25 protein-coding genes are annotated in these 20,990 nt (G+C 71.1%); 8 read left to right on the plus strand and 17 right to left on the minus strand.

Going from position 1 to position 20,990, the window contains the following annotated elements; genetic code table 11:
• Positions 1 to 2: 2 nt before the first annotated feature.
• Positions 3 to 995, plus strand: a complete 993-nt coding sequence (locus tag ACWH95_RS04995) for an amidohydrolase family protein (RefSeq protein ID WP_247638011.1) — start codon at positions 3 to 5, stop codon at positions 993 to 995.
• A gap of 26 nt (positions 996 to 1,021) precedes the next feature.
• The gene (gene kynU / locus ACWH95_RS05000) at positions 1,022 to 2,311 is read left to right on the plus strand and encodes a kynureninase (protein ID WP_378803046.1); all 1,290 of its coding nucleotides are present in this window, start codon (positions 1,022 to 1,024) and stop codon (positions 2,309 to 2,311) included.
• A gap of 69 nt (positions 2,312 to 2,380) precedes the next feature.
• Here the strand turns inward: kynU and ACWH95_RS05005 are convergent, their stop codons facing one another.
• From ACWH95_RS05005 to rpsF, 5 genes are all read right to left on the minus strand, one after another.
• Positions 2,381 to 3,112 (minus strand): GntR family transcriptional regulator, encoded by a 732-nt coding sequence (locus ACWH95_RS05005; protein ID WP_136033873.1) that lies wholly within the window; start codon positions 3,110 to 3,112, stop codon positions 2,381 to 2,383.
• Between the two features lie 129 nt (positions 3,113 to 3,241).
• The gene (rplI, locus tag ACWH95_RS05010; protein WP_136033871.1) at positions 3,242 to 3,694 is read right to left on the minus strand and encodes a 50S ribosomal protein L9; all 453 of its coding nucleotides are present in this window, start codon (positions 3,692 to 3,694) and stop codon (positions 3,242 to 3,244) included.
• Between the two features lie 11 nt (positions 3,695 to 3,705).
• Positions 3,706 to 3,960, minus strand: coding sequence for a 30S ribosomal protein S18 (gene rpsR, locus ACWH95_RS05015; RefSeq protein WP_017203799.1), 255 nt, complete (start codon positions 3,958 to 3,960; stop codon positions 3,706 to 3,708).
• A gap of 59 nt (positions 3,961 to 4,019) precedes the next feature.
• Positions 4,020 to 4,520, minus strand: a complete 501-nt coding sequence (locus ACWH95_RS05020) for a single-stranded DNA-binding protein (RefSeq protein ID WP_136033869.1) — start codon at positions 4,518 to 4,520, stop codon at positions 4,020 to 4,022.
• A 5-nt stretch (positions 4,521 to 4,525) separates the two neighbouring features.
• The gene (rpsF, locus tag ACWH95_RS05025) at positions 4,526 to 4,894 is read right to left on the minus strand and encodes a 30S ribosomal protein S6 (RefSeq protein WP_021201450.1); all 369 of its coding nucleotides are present in this window, start codon (positions 4,892 to 4,894) and stop codon (positions 4,526 to 4,528) included.
• Between the two features lie 225 nt (positions 4,895 to 5,119).
• Between rpsF and ACWH95_RS05030 the strand changes: the two genes are divergently transcribed.
• On the plus strand, positions 5,120 to 5,824 hold the full coding sequence (locus tag ACWH95_RS05030; protein ID WP_454120302.1) for a hypothetical protein: 705 nt from the start codon (positions 5,120 to 5,122) through the stop codon (positions 5,822 to 5,824).
• A 60-nt stretch (positions 5,825 to 5,884) separates the two neighbouring features.
• Here the strand turns inward: ACWH95_RS05030 and ACWH95_RS05035 are convergent, their stop codons facing one another.
• Genes ACWH95_RS05035 through ACWH95_RS05055 form a run of 5 tightly spaced genes read right to left on the minus strand, consistent with a single transcriptional unit; the run spans position 5,885 to position 11,123 of the window.
• The gene (locus ACWH95_RS05035) at positions 5,885 to 6,724 is read right to left on the minus strand and encodes an ABC transporter ATP-binding protein (protein WP_247638013.1); all 840 of its coding nucleotides are present in this window, start codon (positions 6,722 to 6,724) and stop codon (positions 5,885 to 5,887) included.
• On the minus strand, positions 6,717 to 7,559 hold the full coding sequence (locus tag ACWH95_RS05040) for an ABC transporter ATP-binding protein (protein WP_206252188.1): 843 nt from the start codon (positions 7,557 to 7,559) through the stop codon (positions 6,717 to 6,719). Before ACWH95_RS05040 ends, ACWH95_RS05035 begins: the two co-directional genes overlap by 8 nt.
• Positions 7,556 to 8,467: an ABC transporter permease gene (locus ACWH95_RS05045; protein WP_136033863.1), complete on the minus strand. Its 912-nt coding sequence runs from the start codon at positions 8,465 to 8,467 to the stop codon at positions 7,556 to 7,558. Before ACWH95_RS05045 ends, ACWH95_RS05040 begins: the two co-directional genes overlap by 4 nt.
• Positions 8,464 to 9,525 carry an ABC transporter permease gene (locus ACWH95_RS05050; protein WP_136033861.1) on the minus strand — a complete coding sequence of 354 codons (1,062 nt, stop codon included), beginning with the start codon at positions 9,523 to 9,525 and terminating at the stop codon, positions 8,464 to 8,466. The genes ACWH95_RS05045 and ACWH95_RS05050 overlap by 4 nt, the downstream gene beginning before the upstream one ends.
• Before the next feature lie 11 nt (positions 9,526 to 9,536).
• Entirely contained in the window at positions 9,537 to 11,123 is a 1,587-nt protein-coding gene (locus ACWH95_RS05055; protein WP_136035825.1) for an ABC transporter substrate-binding protein, read from the minus strand.
• A gap of 152 nt (positions 11,124 to 11,275) precedes the next feature.
• Here ACWH95_RS05055 and ACWH95_RS05060 point away from each other — a divergent pair, with 152 nt between their 5' ends.
• A complete protein-coding gene (locus tag ACWH95_RS05060) occupies positions 11,276 to 11,863 on the plus strand; it encodes an Lrp/AsnC family transcriptional regulator (protein ID WP_206252186.1) in 588 nt (195 codons plus the stop codon).
• 7 nt (positions 11,864 to 11,870) lie between these two features.
• Here the strand turns inward: ACWH95_RS05060 and ACWH95_RS05065 are convergent, their stop codons facing one another.
• The gene (locus ACWH95_RS05065) at positions 11,871 to 12,167 is read right to left on the minus strand and encodes a hypothetical protein (protein WP_454120303.1); all 297 of its coding nucleotides are present in this window, start codon (positions 12,165 to 12,167) and stop codon (positions 11,871 to 11,873) included.
• Positions 12,168 to 12,322: 155 nt separating this feature from the next.
• Positions 12,323 to 12,682 carry a hypothetical protein gene (locus tag ACWH95_RS05070; protein ID WP_206252185.1) on the minus strand — a complete coding sequence of 120 codons (360 nt, stop codon included), beginning with the start codon at positions 12,680 to 12,682 and terminating at the stop codon, positions 12,323 to 12,325.
• Positions 12,683 to 12,760: 78 nt separating this feature from the next.
• Between ACWH95_RS05070 and ACWH95_RS05075 the strand changes: the two genes are divergently transcribed.
• Both ACWH95_RS05075 and ACWH95_RS05080 read left to right on the plus strand, forming a co-directional pair.
• Entirely contained in the window at positions 12,761 to 13,732 is a 972-nt protein-coding gene (locus ACWH95_RS05075; protein ID WP_454120304.1) for a hypothetical protein, read from the plus strand.
• Entirely contained in the window at positions 13,729 to 14,838 is a 1,110-nt protein-coding gene (locus ACWH95_RS05080) for a hypothetical protein (protein ID WP_454120305.1), read from the plus strand. Before ACWH95_RS05075 ends, ACWH95_RS05080 begins: the two co-directional genes overlap by 4 nt.
• A gap of 216 nt (positions 14,839 to 15,054) precedes the next feature.
• Here ACWH95_RS05080 and ACWH95_RS05085 read toward each other — a convergent pair whose 3' ends face one another.
• On the minus strand, positions 15,055 to 16,368 hold the full coding sequence (locus tag ACWH95_RS05085; protein WP_454120306.1) for a glycosyltransferase: 1,314 nt from the start codon (positions 16,366 to 16,368) through the stop codon (positions 15,055 to 15,057).
• Positions 16,369 to 16,431: 63 nt separating this feature from the next.
• Here ACWH95_RS05085 and ACWH95_RS05090 point away from each other — a divergent pair, with 63 nt between their 5' ends.
• Positions 16,432 to 17,070: a TetR/AcrR family transcriptional regulator gene (locus ACWH95_RS05090; protein ID WP_136035820.1), complete on the plus strand. Its 639-nt coding sequence runs from the start codon at positions 16,432 to 16,434 to the stop codon at positions 17,068 to 17,070.
• Between the two features lie 12 nt (positions 17,071 to 17,082).
• Here ACWH95_RS05090 and ACWH95_RS05095 read toward each other — a convergent pair whose 3' ends face one another.
• Complete coding sequence (locus ACWH95_RS05095; RefSeq protein ID WP_454120307.1) at positions 17,083 to 17,829, minus strand: 3-hydroxybutyrate dehydrogenase; 747 nt, start codon at positions 17,827 to 17,829, stop codon at positions 17,083 to 17,085.
• A complete protein-coding gene (locus tag ACWH95_RS05100) occupies positions 17,826 to 19,205 on the minus strand; it encodes an MFS transporter (RefSeq protein WP_136033847.1) in 1,380 nt (459 codons plus the stop codon). Before ACWH95_RS05100 ends, ACWH95_RS05095 begins: the two co-directional genes overlap by 4 nt.
• Before the next feature lie 104 nt (positions 19,206 to 19,309).
• Here ACWH95_RS05100 and ACWH95_RS05105 point away from each other — a divergent pair, with 104 nt between their 5' ends.
• Positions 19,310 to 20,224 carry a LysR family transcriptional regulator gene (locus tag ACWH95_RS05105; protein ID WP_454120308.1) on the plus strand — a complete coding sequence of 305 codons (915 nt, stop codon included), beginning with the start codon at positions 19,310 to 19,312 and terminating at the stop codon, positions 20,222 to 20,224.
• On the opposite strand, the gene ACWH95_RS05110 is transcribed toward ACWH95_RS05105, so the two are convergent.
• Together ACWH95_RS05110 and ACWH95_RS05115 are read right to left on the minus strand one after the other, a co-directional pair.
• Positions 20,214 to 20,717 (minus strand): GNAT family N-acetyltransferase, encoded by a 504-nt coding sequence (locus tag ACWH95_RS05110; protein ID WP_454120309.1) that lies wholly within the window; start codon positions 20,715 to 20,717, stop codon positions 20,214 to 20,216. The two genes, ACWH95_RS05105 and ACWH95_RS05110, sit on opposite strands and share 11 nt — an antisense overlap.
• Positions 20,710 to 20,985 (minus strand): type II toxin-antitoxin system TacA family antitoxin, encoded by a 276-nt coding sequence (locus ACWH95_RS05115; protein ID WP_136033841.1) that lies wholly within the window; start codon positions 20,983 to 20,985, stop codon positions 20,710 to 20,712. Before ACWH95_RS05115 ends, ACWH95_RS05110 begins: the two co-directional genes overlap by 8 nt.
• Between the last annotated feature and the right edge of the window lie 5 nt (positions 20,986 to 20,990).

The raw sequence follows: 20,990 nt of genomic DNA on the forward strand, positions 1-20,990 counted from the left end.
CGTTGGGCACGATCGACGTCCACACGCACTTCGTGCCGAGCGCCTGGCCCGACCTGTCCACGCAGGTCGGGCCGGGGCTCTGGCCGACCCTGCGCGTGGACTCCGAGCGCGAGGCGATGATCATGCTCGGCGAGTCCGAGTTCCGTCGCATCGGCGACGACTGCTGGGATGCCGAGGTGCGCCTGGCCGACATGGACGCCGACGGGGTGGAGATGCAGGTGGTCTCCCCCACTCCGCTGTTCTTCTCCTATGACAAGTCGGGAGACGAGGCGGTGAAGGTCGCGCGCCTCTTCAACGACCTGGCGCTGGAGATCTGCGCCCCCGCACCCGATCGGCTCATCCCGTTCGCGCAGGTGCCGCTGCAGGATCCGGATGCCGCGTGCGTCGAGGCCGACCGCGCGATCGCCTCCGGTCACGCCGGGGTCGAGATCGGCAACCACGTCGGTGACCGCGACCTCGACGACGCCGGTATCGTCACGTTCCTCCAGCACTGCGCCGAGCGCGGGATCCCCGTGTTCGTGCATCCGTGGGACATGGCCGGCTCGCCGCGACTCGATCGCTGGATGGCCCGCTGGCTCACGGGCATGCCCGCCGAGACGCACCTGTCGATCATCGCGCTGATCCTCGGCGGAGTGTTCGACCGCGTTCCGCCGTCGCTGCGGCTCGCGTTCGCGCACGGTGGCGGCTCGTTCGCGTTCTGGCTCGGCCGCTTCGAGAACGCGTGGCGGCAGCGGCCCGACGTGATCGGCGTGAGCGCACAGCCGCCCTCCGCCTACCTCGACCGGTTCAGTGTCGACAGCGTCGTGTTCGACCCGGCCGCACTGCGCCTGCTCGTCGACACGCTCGGCGCCTCGCAGGTGATGGTCGGCAGCGACTACCCGTATCCCCTGGGCGAGCGACCGGTCGGCGACGTCGTCCACCGCTCCGCCTTCCTCGACGACGCCGAGAAGACCGCCATCCTCCGCGACAACGCCCTGCGCTTCCTCGGCCGCTGACCGCACGACCCGAACGGACCCGCCCCATGAGCACCACGACCCCGCCCAGCGCCACGACCCGCCCCGCCCTCGACCGCGCCACCTGCGAGGCGCTCGACGCCTCCGATCCGCTCGGGTCGTTCCGCGACCGCTTCGTGCTGCCGGAGGGCGTGATCTACCTCGACGGCAACTCCCTCGGCGCGCTCCCCCGGCACACCCCGGCGCACGTGCAGCGCGTGATCACCGAGGAGTGGGGCACCGGGCTCATCCGCAGCTGGAACGACGCCGGCTGGTTCGCGAAGCCGCGTACGGTCGGCGACCGGATCGCCCCGCTGATCGGCGCCGCGGAGGGCGAGGTCGTGCTCGGCGACTCCACGTCGGCGAGCCTCTTCCAGGCCGTGGTCGCGGCGGTGCGCATGCGGCCGGGGCGGCGCGTGATCGTCGCCGAGCGCGGCAACTTCCCCACCGATCTGTACATGCTGGAGGCCGTGCAGGAGCTGCTCGGCGGCGGCGAACCCCTGGAGCGGCGGCTGATCGCCGACGACGGCCCCACGCTCGACGACATGCTCGACGACCACGTGGCGGTGGTCGTGCTCACCCAGGTCGACTACCGCACCGGGCGGCTGCACGACCTGGCCGAGGTCACGCGCCGCGTGCAGGCCGCCGGGGCGCTGGTGGTGTGGGACCTGTGCCACAGCGCCGGGGCGCTGCCGATCGACCTGAACGCCGCCGGGGCCGACTTCGCGGTGGGCTGCACCTACAAGTACCTCAACGGCGGCCCGGGGTCACCCTCGTTCCTGTGGGCCGCGTCCCGCCATCACGCCGCCGCCCGGCCCGCGCTCACCGGCTGGCACGGCCACGCCCGTCCGTTCGACTTCACGGTGGACTACGCCCCGGCGCCCGGCATCGAGCGGTTCCGCGTCGGCACACCGCAGCTGCTGTCGGTCGCGGGACTGGAGGCGAGCCTCGACATCTGGGACGACGTCGACCTGGAGCTGCTGCGCGAGAAGAGCCTGCGGCTGACCGAGCTGTTCCTGTCGCTCGTCGACGCGCGGCTCGCAGAGCGCTGGGGCATCGTGTCGGTCACACCGCGCGAGTCGTCCCGCCGCGGCAGCCAGGTGTCCCTGCGCCACGACGACGGCTATGCGGTGATGCAGGCCCTGATCGAGCGCGGGGTCATCGGCGACTTCCGGGCGCCCGACCTCATCCGCTTCGGGTTCACCCCGCTCTACACCTCCTACGCCGACGTGTGGGATGCGGTCGACGTGCTGCACGACGTGCTGGAGACCGAGGTGTGGCGCGAGCCCCGCTTCGCGCGCCGCGGCACCGTCACCTGAGCAACGGGCGGTCCTGCGCCTGCGGAGCGGTGTGTCGGCGGAGTCGCCCGCCGCGAGTCGTGCGCCGCGTCAGGAGTTGTCCGCGCCCTCCGCGGCCGCGTCGTCGAGCAGGGCGATCACGCCGTCGCGCACCTGGGTCAGGTGGGCCTCCAGCACGCCCAGCGCCTTCTTCGCGTCGCCGGCCGCGACCACGTCGACGAGCTCGGTGTGCGAGTGGTCGTGCGAGCCCGCGGGCCCCAGCCGCCACCCCAGCACGTAGCGCCCGAGCTTGAGCCGCAGCTGCTCGATCATCTCCCACAGCAGCGGGCGGGCCTGCGCGTCGTACAGGGTGGCGTAGAACTCGGTGCGCGCCTCGACGAACTCGCCGCCCTCGGAGATGTCGTCGGCGGTCTTCGCGAGCTCCCGCAGGCGCTCGACCCGTTCGGGCGTGATCTCCGCCATCGCCAGGCGCAGCGCCTCCTTCTCGAGCAGCATGCGCAGGTGGTAGACCTCCCCGGCCTCCTCCGTGGACAGTGCCCGCACCATCGCGCCGCGGCGTGCGTGGAACACCACGAGCCCGTCGGCCTCGAGCTGGATGAGGGCGGAGCGGATCGGGAGGCGGGAGATGCCGATCGATTCGGCGAGGGTCTCCTGGCGCAGTTTCATGCCGGGCGGGAGCGTGCCATCGAGGATCGCGTCGCGGATGATGTCGTACGCCATCGCGCCGACCGACCGATACCCGGCCCCGTGTCGCTGGGCGAGCTTCTGCAGCGCATCGGCGCGATCCTTCGCAGACGCGGCCGCGTCCCCTGACTTCACCATGGGTCAGAGGCTATCGGATCGAAGCCCTCAAACTCTGCATTCTGGATCCAAGATCACCGAACGCGTCGCGGCCGGAGAACGACGAACGCCCCCCGTCCCGGAGGACGGAGGGCGTTCGACAGACGTGCCTTACTTGGCGGCGACGACCTGCAGCGTGATGACCGCGGTGACGTCCTCGTGCAGACGCACGGTCGCCTCGTGCTCACCGGTCGCCTTGATGGGCGACGTGATGTGCACCTTGCGCTTGTCGATCGCACCGAGACCGGCGGCCTCGACCGCGTCGGCCACGTCGGCGGTCTTGACCGAGCCGAAGAGACGACCCTCCTTGCCGGCCTTGACCGCGAGGCGCACCTTGGCGGCCTCCAGCGAGTTCTTCAGGGCCACGGCCTCGTCGCGGTCGTGGATCGCACGCGCCTGGCGTGCGGCCTGGATCGACGCGACCTGCTTCTCGCCACCGCGCGTCCACGCGGTCGCGAAACCCTGCGGGATGAGGTAGTTGCGGGCGTACCCGTTCTTGACCTCGACCACGTCACCGGCGCTACCCAGCCCGGCGACCTCGTTCGTGAGAATCAGCTTTGCCATCTCAGTACCCCTTACCGGCCGGCGCCAGCGTAGGGCAGGAGCGCCATCTCGCGGGCGTTCTTGATCGCCGTGGCGATCAGACGCTGCTCCTGCACCGACACACCGGTGATGCGACGGGCGCGGATCTTGCCGCGCTCCGAGACGAACTTGCGGAGGGTGGCGACATCCTTGTAATCGATGACACCGACCCGGATGGACTTCGCGGGGGCGGCGTTCTTCGCGCCCTTCCGCGGCTTGCGGCGGTCGCCGCTCGACTTTCCAGCCATTGCTCTTCCTTAGTGATGATGATCGGACGCTGCGCGCACGCGCGCATCCGGAGAATTGATCAGAACGGGGTGTCGTCGCCGAAGCTGCCCGGAGTGCTCCAGGCGTCGGCGCTGGTCGACGAGCCGGGCGTGGACCACGGCTCCTCCGACACCTGCTGCTGCTGCGGACGGGACTGCCCGCCACCGCCACCGCTCGAGGCCGCACGGGTGACCTGCGCGGTCGCGTACCGCAGCGAGGGGCCGATCTCGTCGACCTCCAGCTCGATCGCGGTGCGCTGGTTGCCCTCGCGGTCCTGGTAGGAACGCTGACGCAGACGGCCCTGCGCGATCACGCGCATGCCCTTGGTCAGCGAGCCCGCCACGTGCTCCGCGAACTCGCGCCAGACCGACGCGCGGAGGAACAGCGCTTCGCCGTCCTTCCACTCGTTCGCGGCACGGTCGAAGTTGCGCGGCGTCGATGCGATGGTGAAGTTCGCCACCGGCAGCCCGTTCTGCGTGTACCGCAGCTCGGGGTCGGCCGTGAGGTTTCCCACCACGGTGATGACGGTTTCGCCGGCCATGAGACTTAGGCCTTCGCAGCCTTGGCGGCCTTGCGGGCAGCCTTCTCTTCGGAGCGCTTGGCCTCGGACGCGATCATCGCCTGAGCCTCTTCCGCGCGCAGGACCTTGGTGCGCATGATCTGCTCGTTCAGCTTGAGCTGACGGTCGAGCTCCTGCGTGGCGGCGCTGGTCGCGGTGAAGTTGACGACGGCGTAGATGCCCTCGGTCTTCTTCTGGATCTCGTAGGCCAGACGGCGCTTGCCCCAGATGTCGACGTTCTCGATCGAGCCACCATCGTTGGTGATGACCTTCAGGAACTTGTCGAGCGTCGGGGCGACCTGGCGCTCGTCGATCTCGGGGGTCAGAATGACCATGAGTTCGTACTGGTGCGTCACTTACCCACCTCCTTCGGACTAGAACGGCTCTCGGGACTTTCCCGGGAGCAGGAGGGTGTGTGCACGTGCCTGCCCGTGGAACCCGAGTGGGTGCCGGAAGGCAGACAACCTCGACAGTCTAGCGGACATTCCTCCGAGCCGCCTCCCACCGATCGGCCCGCGGCTTGGCATGCTGGAGGGCGTGCCCGATGACCGTCATCGGGCACATGACTGGAGGGGGGCGCCATGCGCGTCAACAAGTGGGGGGTCGGCGTCGTTCTCGCCGCCGCCGTCATGCTCACCGGATGCTCGGCGGGCGGATCGGACAAGCCGGCCGACGCGAAGCCGAGCACGGCCGCATCGCAGGAGGCCGACGCACCGGCCACGGACTGCCCCGAGCTGGCCGAGGGCGCGACCGTCGACGGCACGGCGCTCGGCACGTGCATCGCCGACGCGATGGCCGACTCCGCGGGCTACGCCGCCAAGACGAGCGTGCTGGGCATGGAGAGCACCGCCCGCGTGAACCCCTCCGAGAACGCCCTCGAGTCGATCTCGCCGATGGGCTCGATCGTCGCGATCGGCGACGACGTGTGGGTCAAGTCGCCGTCGAGCGACTGGCAGCCGGCCGACCCGGACTCCAGCGACCCGATCATCGCGGGCCTCAGCACGAGCGCGGCCGACGTCGCCGCCATGGACCCCGCCGCCGCGGCCGAGGCCCTCGCGGGCGACTTCACCGTGAGCGGCACCGGCGAGCGCCTCGGCCAGAAGGTGTTCCTGATCACCGGTTCGGTCGACCAGCAGGGCACGACGGTCGACGTGGCGTTCGAGGTCACCGCCGACTACGTCAACCTCGCATCGAAGAGCACCGCGTCCGTCGAGGGCCAGTCGCTGGAGATCGCGATGGAGATCACCGAGTGGGACGTGAAGCAGAACATCGTCGCCCCGGTGTGATCCGGGGATGACACGAAGGGCCGGGGCATGCGCCCCGGCCCTTCGTCGTCCGGCCCCGCGTCAGTAGGCGACGGGCGGGACCTCGGCCCACACGCCGCGGTCGTCCGTGGAGGGGGCGTCGGGGATGCGGCCGGCGCCGTCCGGCTCGGGGATGGCCGCGAGCAGGGCCTGCGTGTAGGGGTGCTGCGGCGCGGACCACAGCTGCTCCGTGGGGCCCGACTCGAGCACCCGTCCCGCGAACATGACCAGGGTGCGATCGGCGATGCGGCGCACCACGGCGAGGTCGTGCGAGATGAAGAGCATGCCGGCGCCGGACTCGGCCACCAGGTCGCGCATCAGTCCGGCCACGCTCGTCTGCGTCGACGCGTCGAGCGCCGAGATGGGCTCGTCCGCCACGAGCAGCGAGGGCCGCGCGGCCAGGGCCCTGGCGATCGCGATGCGCTGCTTCTGCCCGCCCGAGAACTGGTGCGGGAAGCGGGTGCGGACGTTCGCGGGCAGCCCGACGCGTTCGAGCCACTCCTCCACGGTGGATCCGGCGGCACCGCGCGCTCGGGCGGTGGCGATGCCGTCGGAGATCTGGTCGCCGATGCGTCGGCGAGGGTTCAGCGAGGTCGACGGGTCCTGGAACACCATCTGGATCCCGGTCAGGGCGGTCGACCGGCGGCGGATGCCGAGCGGCGCGACCGGGGCCCCGCGGAACTCGACCGTGCCGGCGGCGGTCTTCTCGATGCCGACGACGGCGCGGGCGAGGCTCGACTTGCCGCTGCCCGACTCGCCGACCAGCGCGACGGTCTCCCCCGCGGCGACGCGGACCGACACCCCGTTCACGGCGATCACCGGCGGATTGCCCGGGTAGCGCACGACCACGTCGCGCGCGTCGAGGACGCTGACCTCACTCATGCGCATCCTCCTCGATCGGGTCGACCGCATCGACCTGGTCCGTCGCGTCGACCGCGGGCGCCTCGATGCGCGAGCCGGGGAGGGCGGCGAGCAGCATCCGCGTGTACTCGTGCTGCGGGTGCAGGAACAGGGTCTCGCGGTCGGCGAGCTCCACGATGCGGCCGTCCTTCATGACCGCGACGGTGTCGGCGATCGCGCTCATCACGCCGAGGTCGTGCGTCACGAGCAGCACGGCGAGGTTCCGTTCGATGGCGAGGTCGCGCAGCAGCTGCAGGATGCCGGCCTGCACCGTGACGTCGAGCGCCGTGGTGGGCTCGTCCGCCAGCAGCACCTCGGGGTCGCACGCCAGGGCGCACGCGATCGCGATGCGCTGCCGCTGCCCGCCCGAGAACTGGTGCGGGTAGCGCTTCAGCGCCTCCGCCGGGTTCGGCACCTGCACGGTCTGCAGCAGCTCCACCGCCCGCTCGCGCGCCGCGGCGCCCGTGAGGCCGAGGTGCACGCGCATGTGGTCGGTGAGCTGGCGGCCGACCGGGAGCTGCGGGTGCAGCGACGCCGACGGGTCCTGGAACACCATCGCGATGCGCTTCCCGCGGATGCGGTTGAGGCCGCGGCGCTTCAGGCCGAGCAGCTCCTCCCCCGCGAGGGTGATCGAGCCGCCCGTGCGGGCCTGCCGCGGCAGCAGCCCGAGCACCGCGAGCGAGGTGAGGGTCTTGCCGGAGCCCGACTCGCCCGCGAGGCCGTGGATGCGCCCGGCCTCGAGCTCGAGCGACACACCCTTCACGAGCGGGCGGCCGATGTCGACCGTGAGATCGCGGATGCTCAGCGCGGCGGTCATGCGGGCACCCCCGTCGCGGAGGCCTGGTGGTCGGCCTCCTTCTCGTGCGTGACCTCGGCGGTCGGGTCGAGCACGTCGCGCATCGCATCGCCGAGGAAGTTGAACGCCAGCACGACCGTGAGGATCGCGAGACCGGGGAACACCCCGAGCCACCAGGCGTCGAAGTTCTGCATGGCCCCCGAGATCATCGACCCCCACTCGGCGGTGGGCGGCTGCGCGCCGAGGCCGAGGAAGGAGAGGCCGGAGAGCAGCAGGATCGCGGCGCCGATGTCGAGCGTGGCGAGCACGAGCACGGGCCCGGCGATGTTGGGGAGGATGTCGACGAACAGGGTCCGCAGCGGCGAGTGGCCGAGCAGGCGTCCGGCGATCACGTAGTTCTGTCCGCGCAGGCCGAGCACGATGCTGCGGGTGACGCGGGCGTACTGCGGCCACGACACCACGATCGCCGCGATCACCGCGTTGAACAGCGACGGGCCGAGCGACGCGGCGACCACCATCGCGAGGATCACGGTCGGGAACGCCATGAAGAGATCGGTGATGCGCATCAGCGTCTCATCGACCGCGCGGCCGAAGTAGCCCGCGACGGCGCCGATCAGCGTGCCGATGATCATCGCCGCGATCACGAGCATGAGCGCGAGCGGCAGGCTCACGGTCGCTCCGGTCATGAGTCGCGAGAAGATGTCGCGGCCGTTGCCGTCGGTGCCGAGGATCGTGTCGATGCCCGGCTCCTGCAGTCGCGGCAGCACCTGCGCGTTCGGCGGGTACGGCACCCACCACTGCGCCGTGAAGGCGATGACGATCCAGGCCGCCGCGATCACGGTGCCGATGATGCCGAGCGGGGTGCGCCAGGCGCGGGGCCAGCGGAAGCGGAAGCGCCAGGGGCCGGCGGCGGCGTCGATGCGGCTCATGCGATCCTCACTCTCGGGTCGAGCACGCCGTAGAGCAGGTCGACGATGAAGTTGATGAGGAGGTAGATGACGCCGACGACCAGGCCGACGCCCATGATTCCGGGCAGGTCGAGGTTCGCGGCGGAGTTGTAGGCGTACGTGCCCAGGCCCGGCCACGCGAACACCGACTCCACGAGCACGGTGCCCGACAGCAGGGCCCCGAATGCGACGCCCACCACGGTGAGGATCGGCAGCGAGGCTCCACGGAGCACGTAGTCGAGGATGACGCGCATGGCCGGGAGGCCCTTGGCGCGGGCGGCCCGCACGTAGTCGCTGCCCAGCACCTCCAGCACCGACGTGCGGATGAACCGGGTGAGCAGGCCGATGGTCACGAGCGAGAGCACCATGACGGGAAGAGCGAGGTGGGCGAGCGCGTCGAAGAAGCCGACGCCGTCGCCGTTGAGCAGGTAGTCGACGGTGTAGAGCCCGGTCACGCGCGGCGGCGGGGTGATCGACGGCGAGATGCGCCCCGAGCCCGGCGCGATGCGCAGCTCCAGGAAGAAGACGTAGAAGCTGACCAGCGCGAGCCAGAAGGTGGGGACGCTGAGGCCGACGAGGGTGACCACGCGGATGACCTGGTCGGTGACCAGGCCCCGGCGGTAGGCGGCGAGCGTGCCGAGCACGATGCTGACCGCGAGGCTGACGATGATCGCCCCGATCGCGATCTCGATCGTCGCGGGCACCGCGGTGGCGAGGTCGCTGGTGACCGGGCGTCCGGTCACCAGCGACGTGCCGAGGTCCCCGCGGAGCAGGTTCCCCATATAGATGAAGTACTGCACGAACAGTGGCTGGTCGAGTCCGTTCGCCTTGATGAACGCCTCGCGCGTCGCCGGGTTCTGCGACGCGCCCTCACCGAGGGCGGCCGAGACCGGGTCTCCCGGCACCAGGTTGGTGAGCGCGAACGTGACGATCGTCACGCCCACCAACAGGAGCAGGGAGGTCCCGGCCCGCCGCAGCAGGTATCCGACGAGAGGCGAACGGCGCCGCTGCGCCTGCCTCTGCACGGCCACTGTCGTCATGGAAGGTCCGTTCAGCCGGCCGGGGCGATCTCGGCGATGTCCATCTCCCACACGGAGTTGTACACGGCACCGGTCACGTCGCTCGCGGAGGAGATGTTGCGGCCCGGGACGATGAGCGGCACGAACGGACCCTGCTCCTGCATCGCCTCGGCGAACTCGGTGAACGCGGCCTCGCGCTGCGCGGGGTCGGTGGCGCTCGCGGCACCCGCCGCGATGCCCGCGATCTCCGGGTTGGCCTCGGCCGCCCAGCCGGCGCGCAGGCCGACCTTCAGACCGGGAGCGAAGGGGAGGAAGTTCGCCGAGTCGGCGTAGTCCGGACCCCAGAACCACAGGCCGAAGCCCTCGGTGCCGTTGACGTACGCGTCGAGCTCGGTCGCGAACGGGGCCGGGGCGAGCTCGACCGTGATGCCGGCGTCTTCGAGCTGCGCCTGCACGCGCTCCGCGAGCGGGGTGAACTCCACGCCGCCGACCGGGTAGTCGTTCGGGAACTGCAGCTTCAGCGTCTGGCCGGTGTAGCCGGCCTCGGCGAGCGCGGCCTTCGCCTTGTCGAGGTCCTGCTCCACGCCGCCGTCGAGTGCACCCTCGAATCCGGGCGGGATCACGCCCGTCGCCTGCACGGCGCCCGCACCGGCGAGCTCGAGCAGCGCGTCGTAGTCGAGCGCGTAGCGGATCGCCTCGGCGATCTTCACGTTGGCCAGCTCGCCGGCCACGGCGGGCGACTGGTTCAGCAGCAGGAAGATGGTCTGGCCCGACGGGACCGAGTCGACCGTGATGTCGTCGCCGAGGCCCGCGACCTGGTCGCCGTTGAGGTCCATCGCGACCATCGAGTCGCCGCCCTTGAGGTTGGCGAGCTGCGTGGCGCTCTCCGACACGTTGCGCACGACCACGCGGCTGTAGGCCGACTTCTCGTCGCCGTTGTACTCGTCGTTGCTCTTCAGGACCACCTGCGAGCTGAGGTCGAGCGTGTCGAGCACGAACGGCCCGGAGCCCGCGGACTCGCCGTCGAGGAACTCCTGCGCCGAGTCGGTGCCGTCGATCGCGCCGCCGTTCTCGATCACCACGTCGGAGTTCACGATGCCGAGGGCCGGGTTCGCGAGGATGGCCGGGAGCTGCAGCAGCGGGGTCTCGGACGTGAACCGGATGGTCTTGTCGTCGACCTCGGTGATGGTGAGGCCGCCGAGCAGGAAGTTGGGCTTGGCGTCTTCCATGCCCTGGATGCGCTGCAGCGAGAACACGACGTCCTTCGCCTCGACGGGCGAGCCGTCGGAGAACACGCGGTCGCCCTCGAGCGTGAAGGTGAACTCGGTCGCGGCGTCGTTCTGCTCCCACGAGGCGAGACCGGGGACCGGCGTGGAGACGTCGGAGCCCTCGAAGTCGACGAGGGTCTCGTACAGGGCCTTCGCGATCATGTTGCCGGTCGGGTCGTAGGTGTGACCAGGGTCGGCGGTCTCGATCGAGAACGCGGTGTCGATGACGAGCGAGTCGGAGCCCTGGGACGCGTCGGAGTTGTTCGCCGAGTTCCCTCCCGAGCAACCCGCGAGCGCCAGGAGCGCGACGGCTCCGAGCGCGATGACCGGCGTGAAACGGCGTGACGACATGAGGGCCTCCAAGGGCGAGGAGTACATTCGGGTTCCGGTGATGTCCGATGTGGACGACCGGTGATCAGATTCGCATCATATGCGACGATGTGTCCAGCAAGTGCGGGTCACATCGGCACGCTTTGTCCAGAACCTCGGATGTCAGGAGCAATATGTCCAGCAAGGATGCGGATCCGTCGAAGCTTTCTGGACGAAGTGCCGCCCCACTGGATGAGACGGCGTACAGAATCCTCGATGTGCTGCGTGATAACGGTCGCGTCTCGATCGCCGCACTGGCCGAGAAGGTCGGCATCTCCCGCGCCAGCGCGTACACCCGGGTCGAGTCCCTGGTGCACGACGGCGTCATCACCGGCTTCAGCGCCCGCGTCGATCACGCCAAGGCCGGACTGTCGATCGGCGCGCTCGTGTTCGTCACGGTCATGCCGCAGGCCTGGGCCTCGTTCCGGGAGCGCATCATCGAGATGCCCGACGTGGAGTGGTGCGCCATCACCACGGGCGAGCACGACGCGATGCTGCTGATCCGCGCGGTCGACGTCAGCGGGGTGCACGAGTTCTCCACCGGGGTGATCGCGCAGCTGCCCGAGGTGCGCACCGTGGTCAGCGTCGTGGTGCTCGACGAGGTGGTCCGCCGCCCCTACCTGCTGCCCGCCGACCTCCCGGAGCGCGACACCGAGGTGCCGCTCGGCATGACCCGCTGGACGCCCGCCTCCCCCGGCCGCGACACCCTCCCGCCCCGCTGACCCGGGGTCAGCGCTCGGTGTCGCTCCGGCCGTATCCCTCGAGGATGAGCAGCGCAGCGAGGATCACGAGACCCACCACGAGAAGTGCGAGCCCGACCCCGGTCACGTCGACCGGATGGGCGGCGTAGGTTCCCGCCGACCCGTCGACCGGCTCCCAGACGGTCACGGTTCGCGAGACCGTCAGTGCGATGCCCGTCCACACCGAGGCGATCGCCAGGACCCAGACGACGAGCCGCGCGAGGCGCCGCATCTTTCGCCGCGTCACCGCCGGATCGCGTGGGGGTTCCTCGTCGGAAACGTCCATGCGCGTGACTCCGTTCCGGTCGACCTCGACCTTCGCCCGTCGCCCGTCGCGCGCCTCCCCTCACTCACCCGAGTGCGCGCAGGTAACACGTTACTGGACGAGCGGACCTCGCGGGTGATCATGAACCCGGCACGAGGCCGCCCCGCTGACCCGGGTCAGGCGGCGGGGATCTCCTCGACCACGCTCAGCTGCGGCAGGCCGTGCATCTCGTAGTGCTCGACGAGGCGGATGCGGCCGTCGTCGGTGAGCTCGAGCTCGCTCTCGCCGTCGCCGGTGACGACGGTGCCGTCGGTCTTGAGCACGTGCACGAACGACACCCAGATGGTGTCGGCGGTGCGGGTTCCGACGAACTTGCCGAACGTGACCGTGTCGCCCTCATACCCGCCCCAGATGGCGCCGTCGCGCTCGAAGTACTCGAAGATGCTGGGGGCGTCGGGGTCGACGGCAGAGGTGGTGGACGACACCATGCGGAAGCGTCGGCCGTCGAGGGAGGGAAGGGTCGCAGTCGCAGTCACCCCTCGATTATGGAGGATGCCGCAGACGCCGCCGCGCGGGAAGCCGGGCGCCCGGGCCCGGCCGGTACCGTGGGTCGCATGGAGTGGATGGCCGACCCGAGCCCCGGCGCCTGGCTGCGCGACCGCCTCGACGACGACGTGACCGCGAGCATGCACGGCGTGGTGCCGCGCGGGTTCCCCGCCTACGCGCGCGTGTTCCATCCGGGGGTCGTGCGCTCCCTGCCCGACCGCCCGTACCCCACCCCCGAGGAGTGGGAGCGCCTGCCGGAACCCGAGCGCCGCCGGCTCGACGCGCAGTTCTCCGGCGAGCGCGTGACCTGGGCCGACACCGCCGCGGTCTTCGGCACCACGATGCACGCACTCGCACAGTGGCAGCGGATCGTGCGCACCCCGGTCGAGGGCGACTGGCGCACCCGGATCGGCCCGGACGGGCGCGAGTACAACGCCCCTGCGGAGGGGGAGCTCGACCCCGACCTGCTGTCCGTGGTGGCGGGCCACCTCGCCGCGCACACCGCGACACCCGACGCGGGGGTCGCGGCGCTGTGGGAGGGATGGGGCGGGCTGGTCGGCTTCTTCGGACAGACGCCGTCGCGCGCGTTCCTCGGGTTCGACGACGACCCCCACCACCGGGCGATGCTGGAGCGCAGCACCCACGATCCGTTCAACAACGGCTTCCGCAAGCCCACCTGGCAGGAGGGCATCCTGTCACGCGAGATCTCGGAGGGGCCCCGGTTGCGGCTCCCCCAGCGCGACCACGTGCCGTTCACCGCCGGAGCATCGGAGTTCGCCGATCCGGACTGGGTCCTGCGGGCGCCGTGGCGCGACCTCGCCGCCGAGGAGCACGGGTTCCCGCCGTCGGCGCAGAGTCCGAGCCTGCTGTGGCCCGACGACCGCGCCTGGGTCATGGTCTCGGAGATCGACTTCGACTCGACGATCGTCGCGGGCTCGCCCGAGCTCATCCGCGCGATCTGCACGGACGAGCGGCTGGAGGCGCTGGCCCTGCGCGAGGGCGCCGACCTCACGTGGGACGCCGACGAGGTGAACCGGTGACGGCGCCCGCTCCGGCGCCGAGCTTCGACGCCCGTCCCCTCACGGAACCGGTCGACCCGGCCGCCGTGCGCGCCTTCGCCGCCGAGCTGCGGTCGCGGCGCACATCGGGCATGGCGGTGTCCTCCATCATCGCGATCGTCGCCGTGTCGATCGCCGGGCTGGTGATGCTGCCGATCCTGATCACGGTGGTGCTGAGCCTGGCCGCATCCACCGGATCCCCCGGCGCGGCCGCGATCCCGCTCGTGCTGATCGTGCTGCTCGCGGCCGCGGTCGGCGTGCTCATCTGGATGGCCGTGCGCAACGGTCAGGCCACCCGCTACCGGCTGCACCGCTTCGCCCAGGCCAACGGCATGACGTACGAGCCGCGCGTGGACGACCCGCCGCTGCCCGGCATGATCTTCCAGCTGGGCCGGTCGCGCCTCGCCACGGACCTGGTGCGCGGCAGCCACCCGCGGTTCGTGGAGTTCGGCAACTACCAGTACACGGTGCAGTCGGGGAAGAACTCCACGACCTACCGCTGGGGCTACGTGGCCGTGAAGCTCGACGTGCCGCTGCCCAACATCGTGCTCGACGCGACGGGCAACAACGGCTTCGGCTCCAACCTGCCGGCGTCGTTCCAGCGGGCGCAGCGGCTGTCGCTCGAGGGCGACTTCGACCGGCACTTCACCCTGTACTGCCCCGAGGGCTACGAGCAGGATGCGCTCTACCTCTTCACGCCCGACATCATGGCGCGGTTCATCGACAACGCCGCACAGCTCGACGTGGAGATCGTCGACGACTGGCTGTTCCTGTACACGCAGCGCAAGGCGTCGACGCTGGATCCGGCGACGTGGGCGTGGCTGTTCGGCGCGGTCGGCGCGCTGCTGACGAAGTTCGACCAGTGGGCGCGATGGCGCGACGATCGGCTGGCTGTGCAGGGGACGCCGCCCGTCACGGCGGGATCCTCCGGCGGGCACGCGCTGCCGTTCGCTCCGCCGGTCGGCCTGCTGACTCCGCCGCCGGGCGTCGCGCCGCAGGGACGACGCCTCAAGCGCACCGGGACGTGGCTTCCCCTGATCGTGGTGATCGGCTTCGCGGCGTTCTGGTTGCTGACGCGCTGGAACTGACCGCGTGCGAAGTGGGGGTGGGTGTCGTCTGGGGATCGACTCCCACCCCATCCCCCCTCGGGATCGAAAGGAATTCCGACGTTCCCTCCGCATGACGGCGATGCCGTCGCGCCCGCCAGGTCAGCTGGGGACTGACACCGGGAGGCGCCTGCCCAGGATGGTATACCGGTCGACGTTGCGTCCTGTTGCGTCCATGCGCCGGAATGGACCGCGCGCTCAGCTCTCCGCGACGGTCTCCCGCGCCGGCCACGACCGCGTCACCCGGTCGAGCACCCCATCCAGGGTCGACCACGCATCGGCCGAGCGCATCGACGTGCCGATGCGCTCCGCCGCCACGCGGAACGACGGCTGCGCCAGCACGCGGTGCACGGCCGCGGCGATCTGGGCGGACGCCGGGGTGTTGGTGCGGAGGTTCACGCCGGCGCCCGACCAGCCCACGCGCGCCGAGACCTCCACCTTGTCCTCCGTCTGGCCGGCGACGACGATCGGCACCCCGTGGGCGAGGGCCTGCTGCACGCCGCCGTACCCGCCGTTGGTGACCAGCACGTCGATCTTCGGCAGCAGCCGGTCGTACGGCAGGTACTCCGCCGCCCGCACGTTCTCCGGCAGGTCGGCGGGAAGGCTGTTCCTCGGGCGCCCGCCCGTCGTCACCACCACGAGCAGGTCGGACGGCGCGAGCCCGTGCACCGCGGGCAGCACGAGCTGGGTGAAGTCGGAGTTGGCGATGGTGCCCTGGGTGACGTGCACGACCGGGCGGTCGCCGTCGAGGTCGTCCCACCAGTCCGGCAGCGGGGCGTCGGACGCGGTCGTAGGCAGCGGTCCGGCGAAGTGCACCGTGTCGGGCAGGTCGCCGCGCGGATACTCGAACTCGGGCACCGTGAACTGCACGTAGGCGTCGGTGCGTCCCGCCCAGTCCAGCACGAAGCCGCCGAGGTCGCGGCCGACGGTCTGCCGCGCCATGTCGTCGGCCTCACGCTGCACCCCGCCGAAGATCGCGCGCTCGGCGACGAGCCGCAGGGCCGCGTTGCGCAGGCGCCCCAGCGGCCCGCGCATCGGGGTGACGCCCAGCCCGAACGGCGCGGTGTCGACGCTGCGGGCTCCGAGGGGGAAGATCCCGAGCGCGATCACGGGCGGCCGCTCGGCCGCGGGCAGGAGCTGCAGCAGCGCACCCCCGACGAAGAGCGGCTCGGTGAGGACGGCGTCGATGCGACGGGAGGCGAGCTCGGCGCGCACGGCCGCGAGCTGGGCGGCACCGGGCCGCACGAACAGCGTGCTCATGTCGAACCGGAGTGCTGCGGGGCCGGTGAGACCCGCACGCTCGGGGAACGCGCCGTCGGCGTCGTCGAGGTCGACGTCGGCCTCGGGCGGCAGCGGAAGGAAGCGGGCGCCGCTGGCCAGCACGCGGTCGGCGTAGCGGGCGCTGGTGAGGAATCCGACCTCGTGCCCGGCGTCGACCAGGTGCCGGGCGACCTGCAGGAGGGAGAGCACGTGACCGTGAGCGGGAGTGCAGGTGAGGAGGTAGCTGGACATGGCGTGCCTTCGGTTAGGATTGACTGTACCGTCGAAGTATTCATCACCCCTTGAGGAAAGTCAATGGCTGAAGCCGCCCCGCGTGCCTACACGTCCGCCCTGCGCACCCGCCAGGCCCAGGAGACGCGAGCGCGCATCGTCGCCGCGGCCGCCCGGCTCTTCGCGTCGCAGGGCTACCAGGCGACCACCATCGCGGCCATTGCCCGCGAGGCCGGGGTGTCGGCCGAGACCGTGAAGACCACCGCGGCGAAGGCCGAGCTGCTGATCGCCGCGTTCGAGGTGACGTTCTCCGGGTCGGAGGCCGCGGAGTCACTCGTGGAGACGGAGGTCGCCTCCGGACTGCTCGACCTGCCCGACGACGCGTTCCTCGACGGCGTGCTCGCGCAGATCACCACGGCCAACCAGCGCGGGCACGGCCTGTGGACCGTCCTGCTCGGGGCCGCGCTGTCCGACCCCGTCGTCGACGAAGCGCTCCGCCGCATCCTGGAGAACCGGGCGGCGGACTACCGCGGGTTCGTGGCGGAGCTGGTGCGGCGCGGCATCGCCCCCGCGGCCACCGACACCGACGCGACCGCCGATGCCCTGTCATTCCTGCTGTCGCCCGAGAGCTACCAGCAGCTGGTCGCGCAGTCCGGGTGGACGCCCGCCCGCTACGCCGACTGGCTGCGCACGACGGTGCTCGCCGAGGTCACACGCCCCTGACGCGCCTGCGCGTCAGCGCGCCGACCAGCCGCCATCCATCGTGTGGCTCGCTCCGGTGATCATGCCCGCCGCGTCGCCCGCGAGCCACAGCGCGAGCGCCGCGACCTCCTCCGGTTCCACCAGCCGCTTGATCGCGGACTCGGTGAGCAGCACCGATTCCAGCACCTCGTCCTCCGCGATGCCGTGCAGTCGCGCCTGATCGGCGATCTGCTTCTCCACCAACGGCGTGCGCACGTAGCCCGGATTCAGGCAGTTGCTCGTCACCCCGTGGGCCGCGCCCTCCAGCGCCGTGACCTTCGACAGGCCCTCCAGCCCGTGCTTGGCCGCGACATACGCCGCCTTGAACGGCGAGGCCCGCAGGCCGTGCACGCTCGACACGTTCAGCACCCGCCCGAACCTGCGCTCGTACATGCCGGGGAGGGCGGCCCGGATCAGCAGGAACGGCGCCTCCAGCATCAGCCGCAGGAGGAACGAGAACCGCTCCGGATCGAACTCCTCGATGGGGCTGACGTGCTGCACACCCGCGTTGTTCACGAGGATGTCGGTGTCGATCCGCGCGTCGGCGAGCGCGGCGACGTCGGACAGGTCCACCTGCCACGCCTCCCCGCCCACCTCCGCCGCGAGGGCCCGCGCCGCGTCGCCGTCGATGTCGGCGACGGTCACCCGGGCCCCCGCGGCGGCGAACGCGCGCACGCACGCGGCGCCGATCCCGCTCGCTCCGCCCGTCACGAGGGCCCGGCGTCCGCGCAGATCCGTCATGCGGTGGCCTTCTCCGCGTCCAGTCGCGCCGCGGTGCGCGCCGCGTCCTCGTCGTCGATCGCCTGCAGGGAGATGCCGGTGGTCTCGCGCAGCGACAGCACGGCGATGGCCGTGACCACGCAGGCGATCACGATGTAGATCGCGATCGGCAGCCAGGAGCCGAAGTCGCGCAGCCACTGGATCGCCAGGATCGGGGCGAGCGAGCCGGCGAGGATGGCCGTCACCTGCGAGCCCAGCGAGACGCCCGAGTAGCGCATGCGCGTCGGGAACAGCTCCGCCATCACGGCCGGCTGCGGCGCGTACATGAACGCGTGGAAGCAGAGCCCGATCGTCACCGCCAGCACGATCAGCACCGGGTTGAGGGTGTCGAACAGCGGGAAGGCGAAGAACGCCCACGTCGCGCTGAGGATCGCGCCGGTCAGGTACACGGGCTTGCGGCCCCAGCGGTCGGCGAGCCGGCCGAGCTGCGGGATGACCGCGAAGTGCACCACGTGTGCGATCAGCAGCGCCAGCAGCAGCTGGCTGGTGTCGTACTCGTGCACGGTCTTGAGGTACACGATCGTGAAGCTGACGACGATGTAATAGACGATGTTCTCCGCGAACCGGAGGCCCATCGCCTGCACGATGCCGACCGGGTAGCGGCGCAGCACCTCGACGACGCCGTAGGAGGTGGCCTTCTCGGTCTCGACCTGGGCCTTCGCCTCCAGGAAGATCGGCGCCTCCTCCACGTGACGGCGGATGTAGTAGCCGACGAGGACGATCACGGCGGACAGCCAGAACGCGATGCGCCAGCCCCACTCGAGGAACGCGGCGGAGCTCATGACCCACGAGCTCACGAGCAGCACGAGCGTGGCGAGCAGGTTGCCCACCGGGACGGCGGCCTGCGGCCAGCTCGACCAGAACGCGCGCGAGCGGTCGGGGCTCTGCTCCGCGACCAGCAGTACCGCGCCGCCCCACTCGCCGCCGACCGCGAAGCCCTGGATGAACCGCAGGGCCACGAGCATCGCGGGGGCCCAGTAGCCGATGCTCTGGAACCCGGGCAGGCAGCCCATCAGGAAGGTCGCGGCGCCGACGATGATGATCGTGGCCTGCAGGGTGGGCTTGCGGCCGAAGCGGTCGCCGATCTGCCCGAACACGATGCCGCCGAGCGGGCGCGCGATGAAGCCGACCGCGTAGGTGACGAAGGCGGCGATGATGCCGTCGAGCGGGGATCCGGTCGCGGGGAAGAAGTAGGTGCCGAACACCAGGCTCGCGGCGGTGGCGTAGAGGAAGAACTCGTACCACTCGACGACGGTGCCGGCCATGGAGGCCGCGACGACGCGCTTGAGCTTCGACGGGGGTGCGGCGGTCGGGGATGCAGCAGTGGGGGATGCCATGTCTCTCCTTCGGGTGTCGACGGTGACACCTCCCGACCAGTGTCGGCGGGCGCTAAGGCTGCAGCAATGCCCAGTCACGCGCAGCCCTTGTGCATAATTGCAGAATGGAGGCGACGAGGCGACCCCGGGCTGACGACCTGCTCGTGCTGCTCGCGGTCGCCCGCACCGGCCGCTACACCAGCGCCGCGACGCACCTCGGCCTCGACCACACCACGGTCGCCCGGCGCATCGCCGCCCTGGAAGACGCCCTCGGCGGACGGGTCGTGGCTCAGTCCGCATCCGGATGGGAGCTCACCGACCTCGGGCGCAGCGCCGCCGAGACCGGAGGACGCATCGAGGCCGCACTGTCGCAGCTCGACGACGGCGGCGGTGAGACCCCCGACCCGGTCGCGGGCGTCGTGCGGATGTCGGCCACGGACGGCTTCAGCGCCTACATCGCGGCGCCCGCCATCGCCGACCTGCGCCTCGAGCATCCGCGGCTGACCGTCGAGATCGTCGCCGCGACGCGTCGGGCGGCCGAGCACCGCGCCGGGCTCGACCTGGAGGTGGTGGTCGGCGCACCCCAGACCCGCAGAGCCCACGCGGTGAAGCTCGGCACCTACACGCTCGGCATGTACGCCTCGCGCGACTACCTCGCGCGCACGGGCACGCCGGCCACGCGGGAGGAGCTGGAGCGGCATCGCCTGGTGTACTTCGTCGACTCGATGCTGCAGGTGGACGCGCTCGACCTCCCGCGCCGGCTCGTGCCCGGGATGCAGGACGGCCTCACGTCGACGAACGTGTTCGTGCACGTGGAGGCGACCAGGGCGGGCGCGGGCATCGGGCTGCTGCCGTGCTTCGCCGCCGACCGCCACGACGACCTGGTGCGACTGCTGCCGTCGGTGTTCGCCGAGAAGCTGCCCTACTACATGGTCGCCCGGCCCGAGTCGCTGCGGCTCCCCGCGGTCGCCGCCCTCGCCGACGCGCTGCGCGCCCGCACCCGCGCCTCCCGGGCGATGCTCGACGGCCTCACCGCCTGAGCGTCGCGCGGGCGTCCTTCGTCAGCAGGTACAGCGTGCGGCGCTCTCCGGGAAAGCCCGTGAAGCCGAAGCGCTCGTAGAAGGGCACGACCTCGTCGCTGATCGCGTGCACCAGGACGGCGTGGATGCCGATCGTGGCCGCGGCCTCCAGCGCACGGAGGGTCGCGTGCTGCAGCAGCGAGGCCCCGAGCCCGAGTCCCGAGAACTCCTGATCGACGGCGAGCCGACCGAGGAGCACGACCGGCACGGACGACGGCATCCCTGCCGACACCGGACGGGGACCCTCGGCACGGTCGAGCGAACTCGCGGACAGACAGTAATACCCGGCCACCCGGCCCTCGCGCGTGACCGAGACCATGGTGCGCGATGCGCCGCTCTTCTCGTTGCGACGCGCGCGCCCGCGGAGCCAGATATCGAGGCTCTCCACCCCGCACCGGAAGTCGGCGAGCGCGTCGCCCACGGCGAGCGGCCGCGGCGTGAGGAACTCAGTCAACGAACACAGATTCCCGGTCCAGGAGCGTGCGCAGCCCGTCGATGGACCGCGCCGGGCGGTCCATCACCTCGATGAATGCGTCGAAGCGCACCATGTCGACGAGCATCCTACGGTCGCGCTGGATCACCTCTTCCGCCCGCTCCACGAGGGCCGCAGCGGAGAAGTCGGTCACCGTGCGGCCCTCGATGGCAGCCGCCTCCTCGATCGCCGCTTTTTGCTCCGAGGTGACGCGGAACTCCAGGCGGGCGTTCTTCAGGGGAGTACTCATCGCCC

This window comes from Microbacterium sp. NPDC055502 (assembly GCF_053643635.1).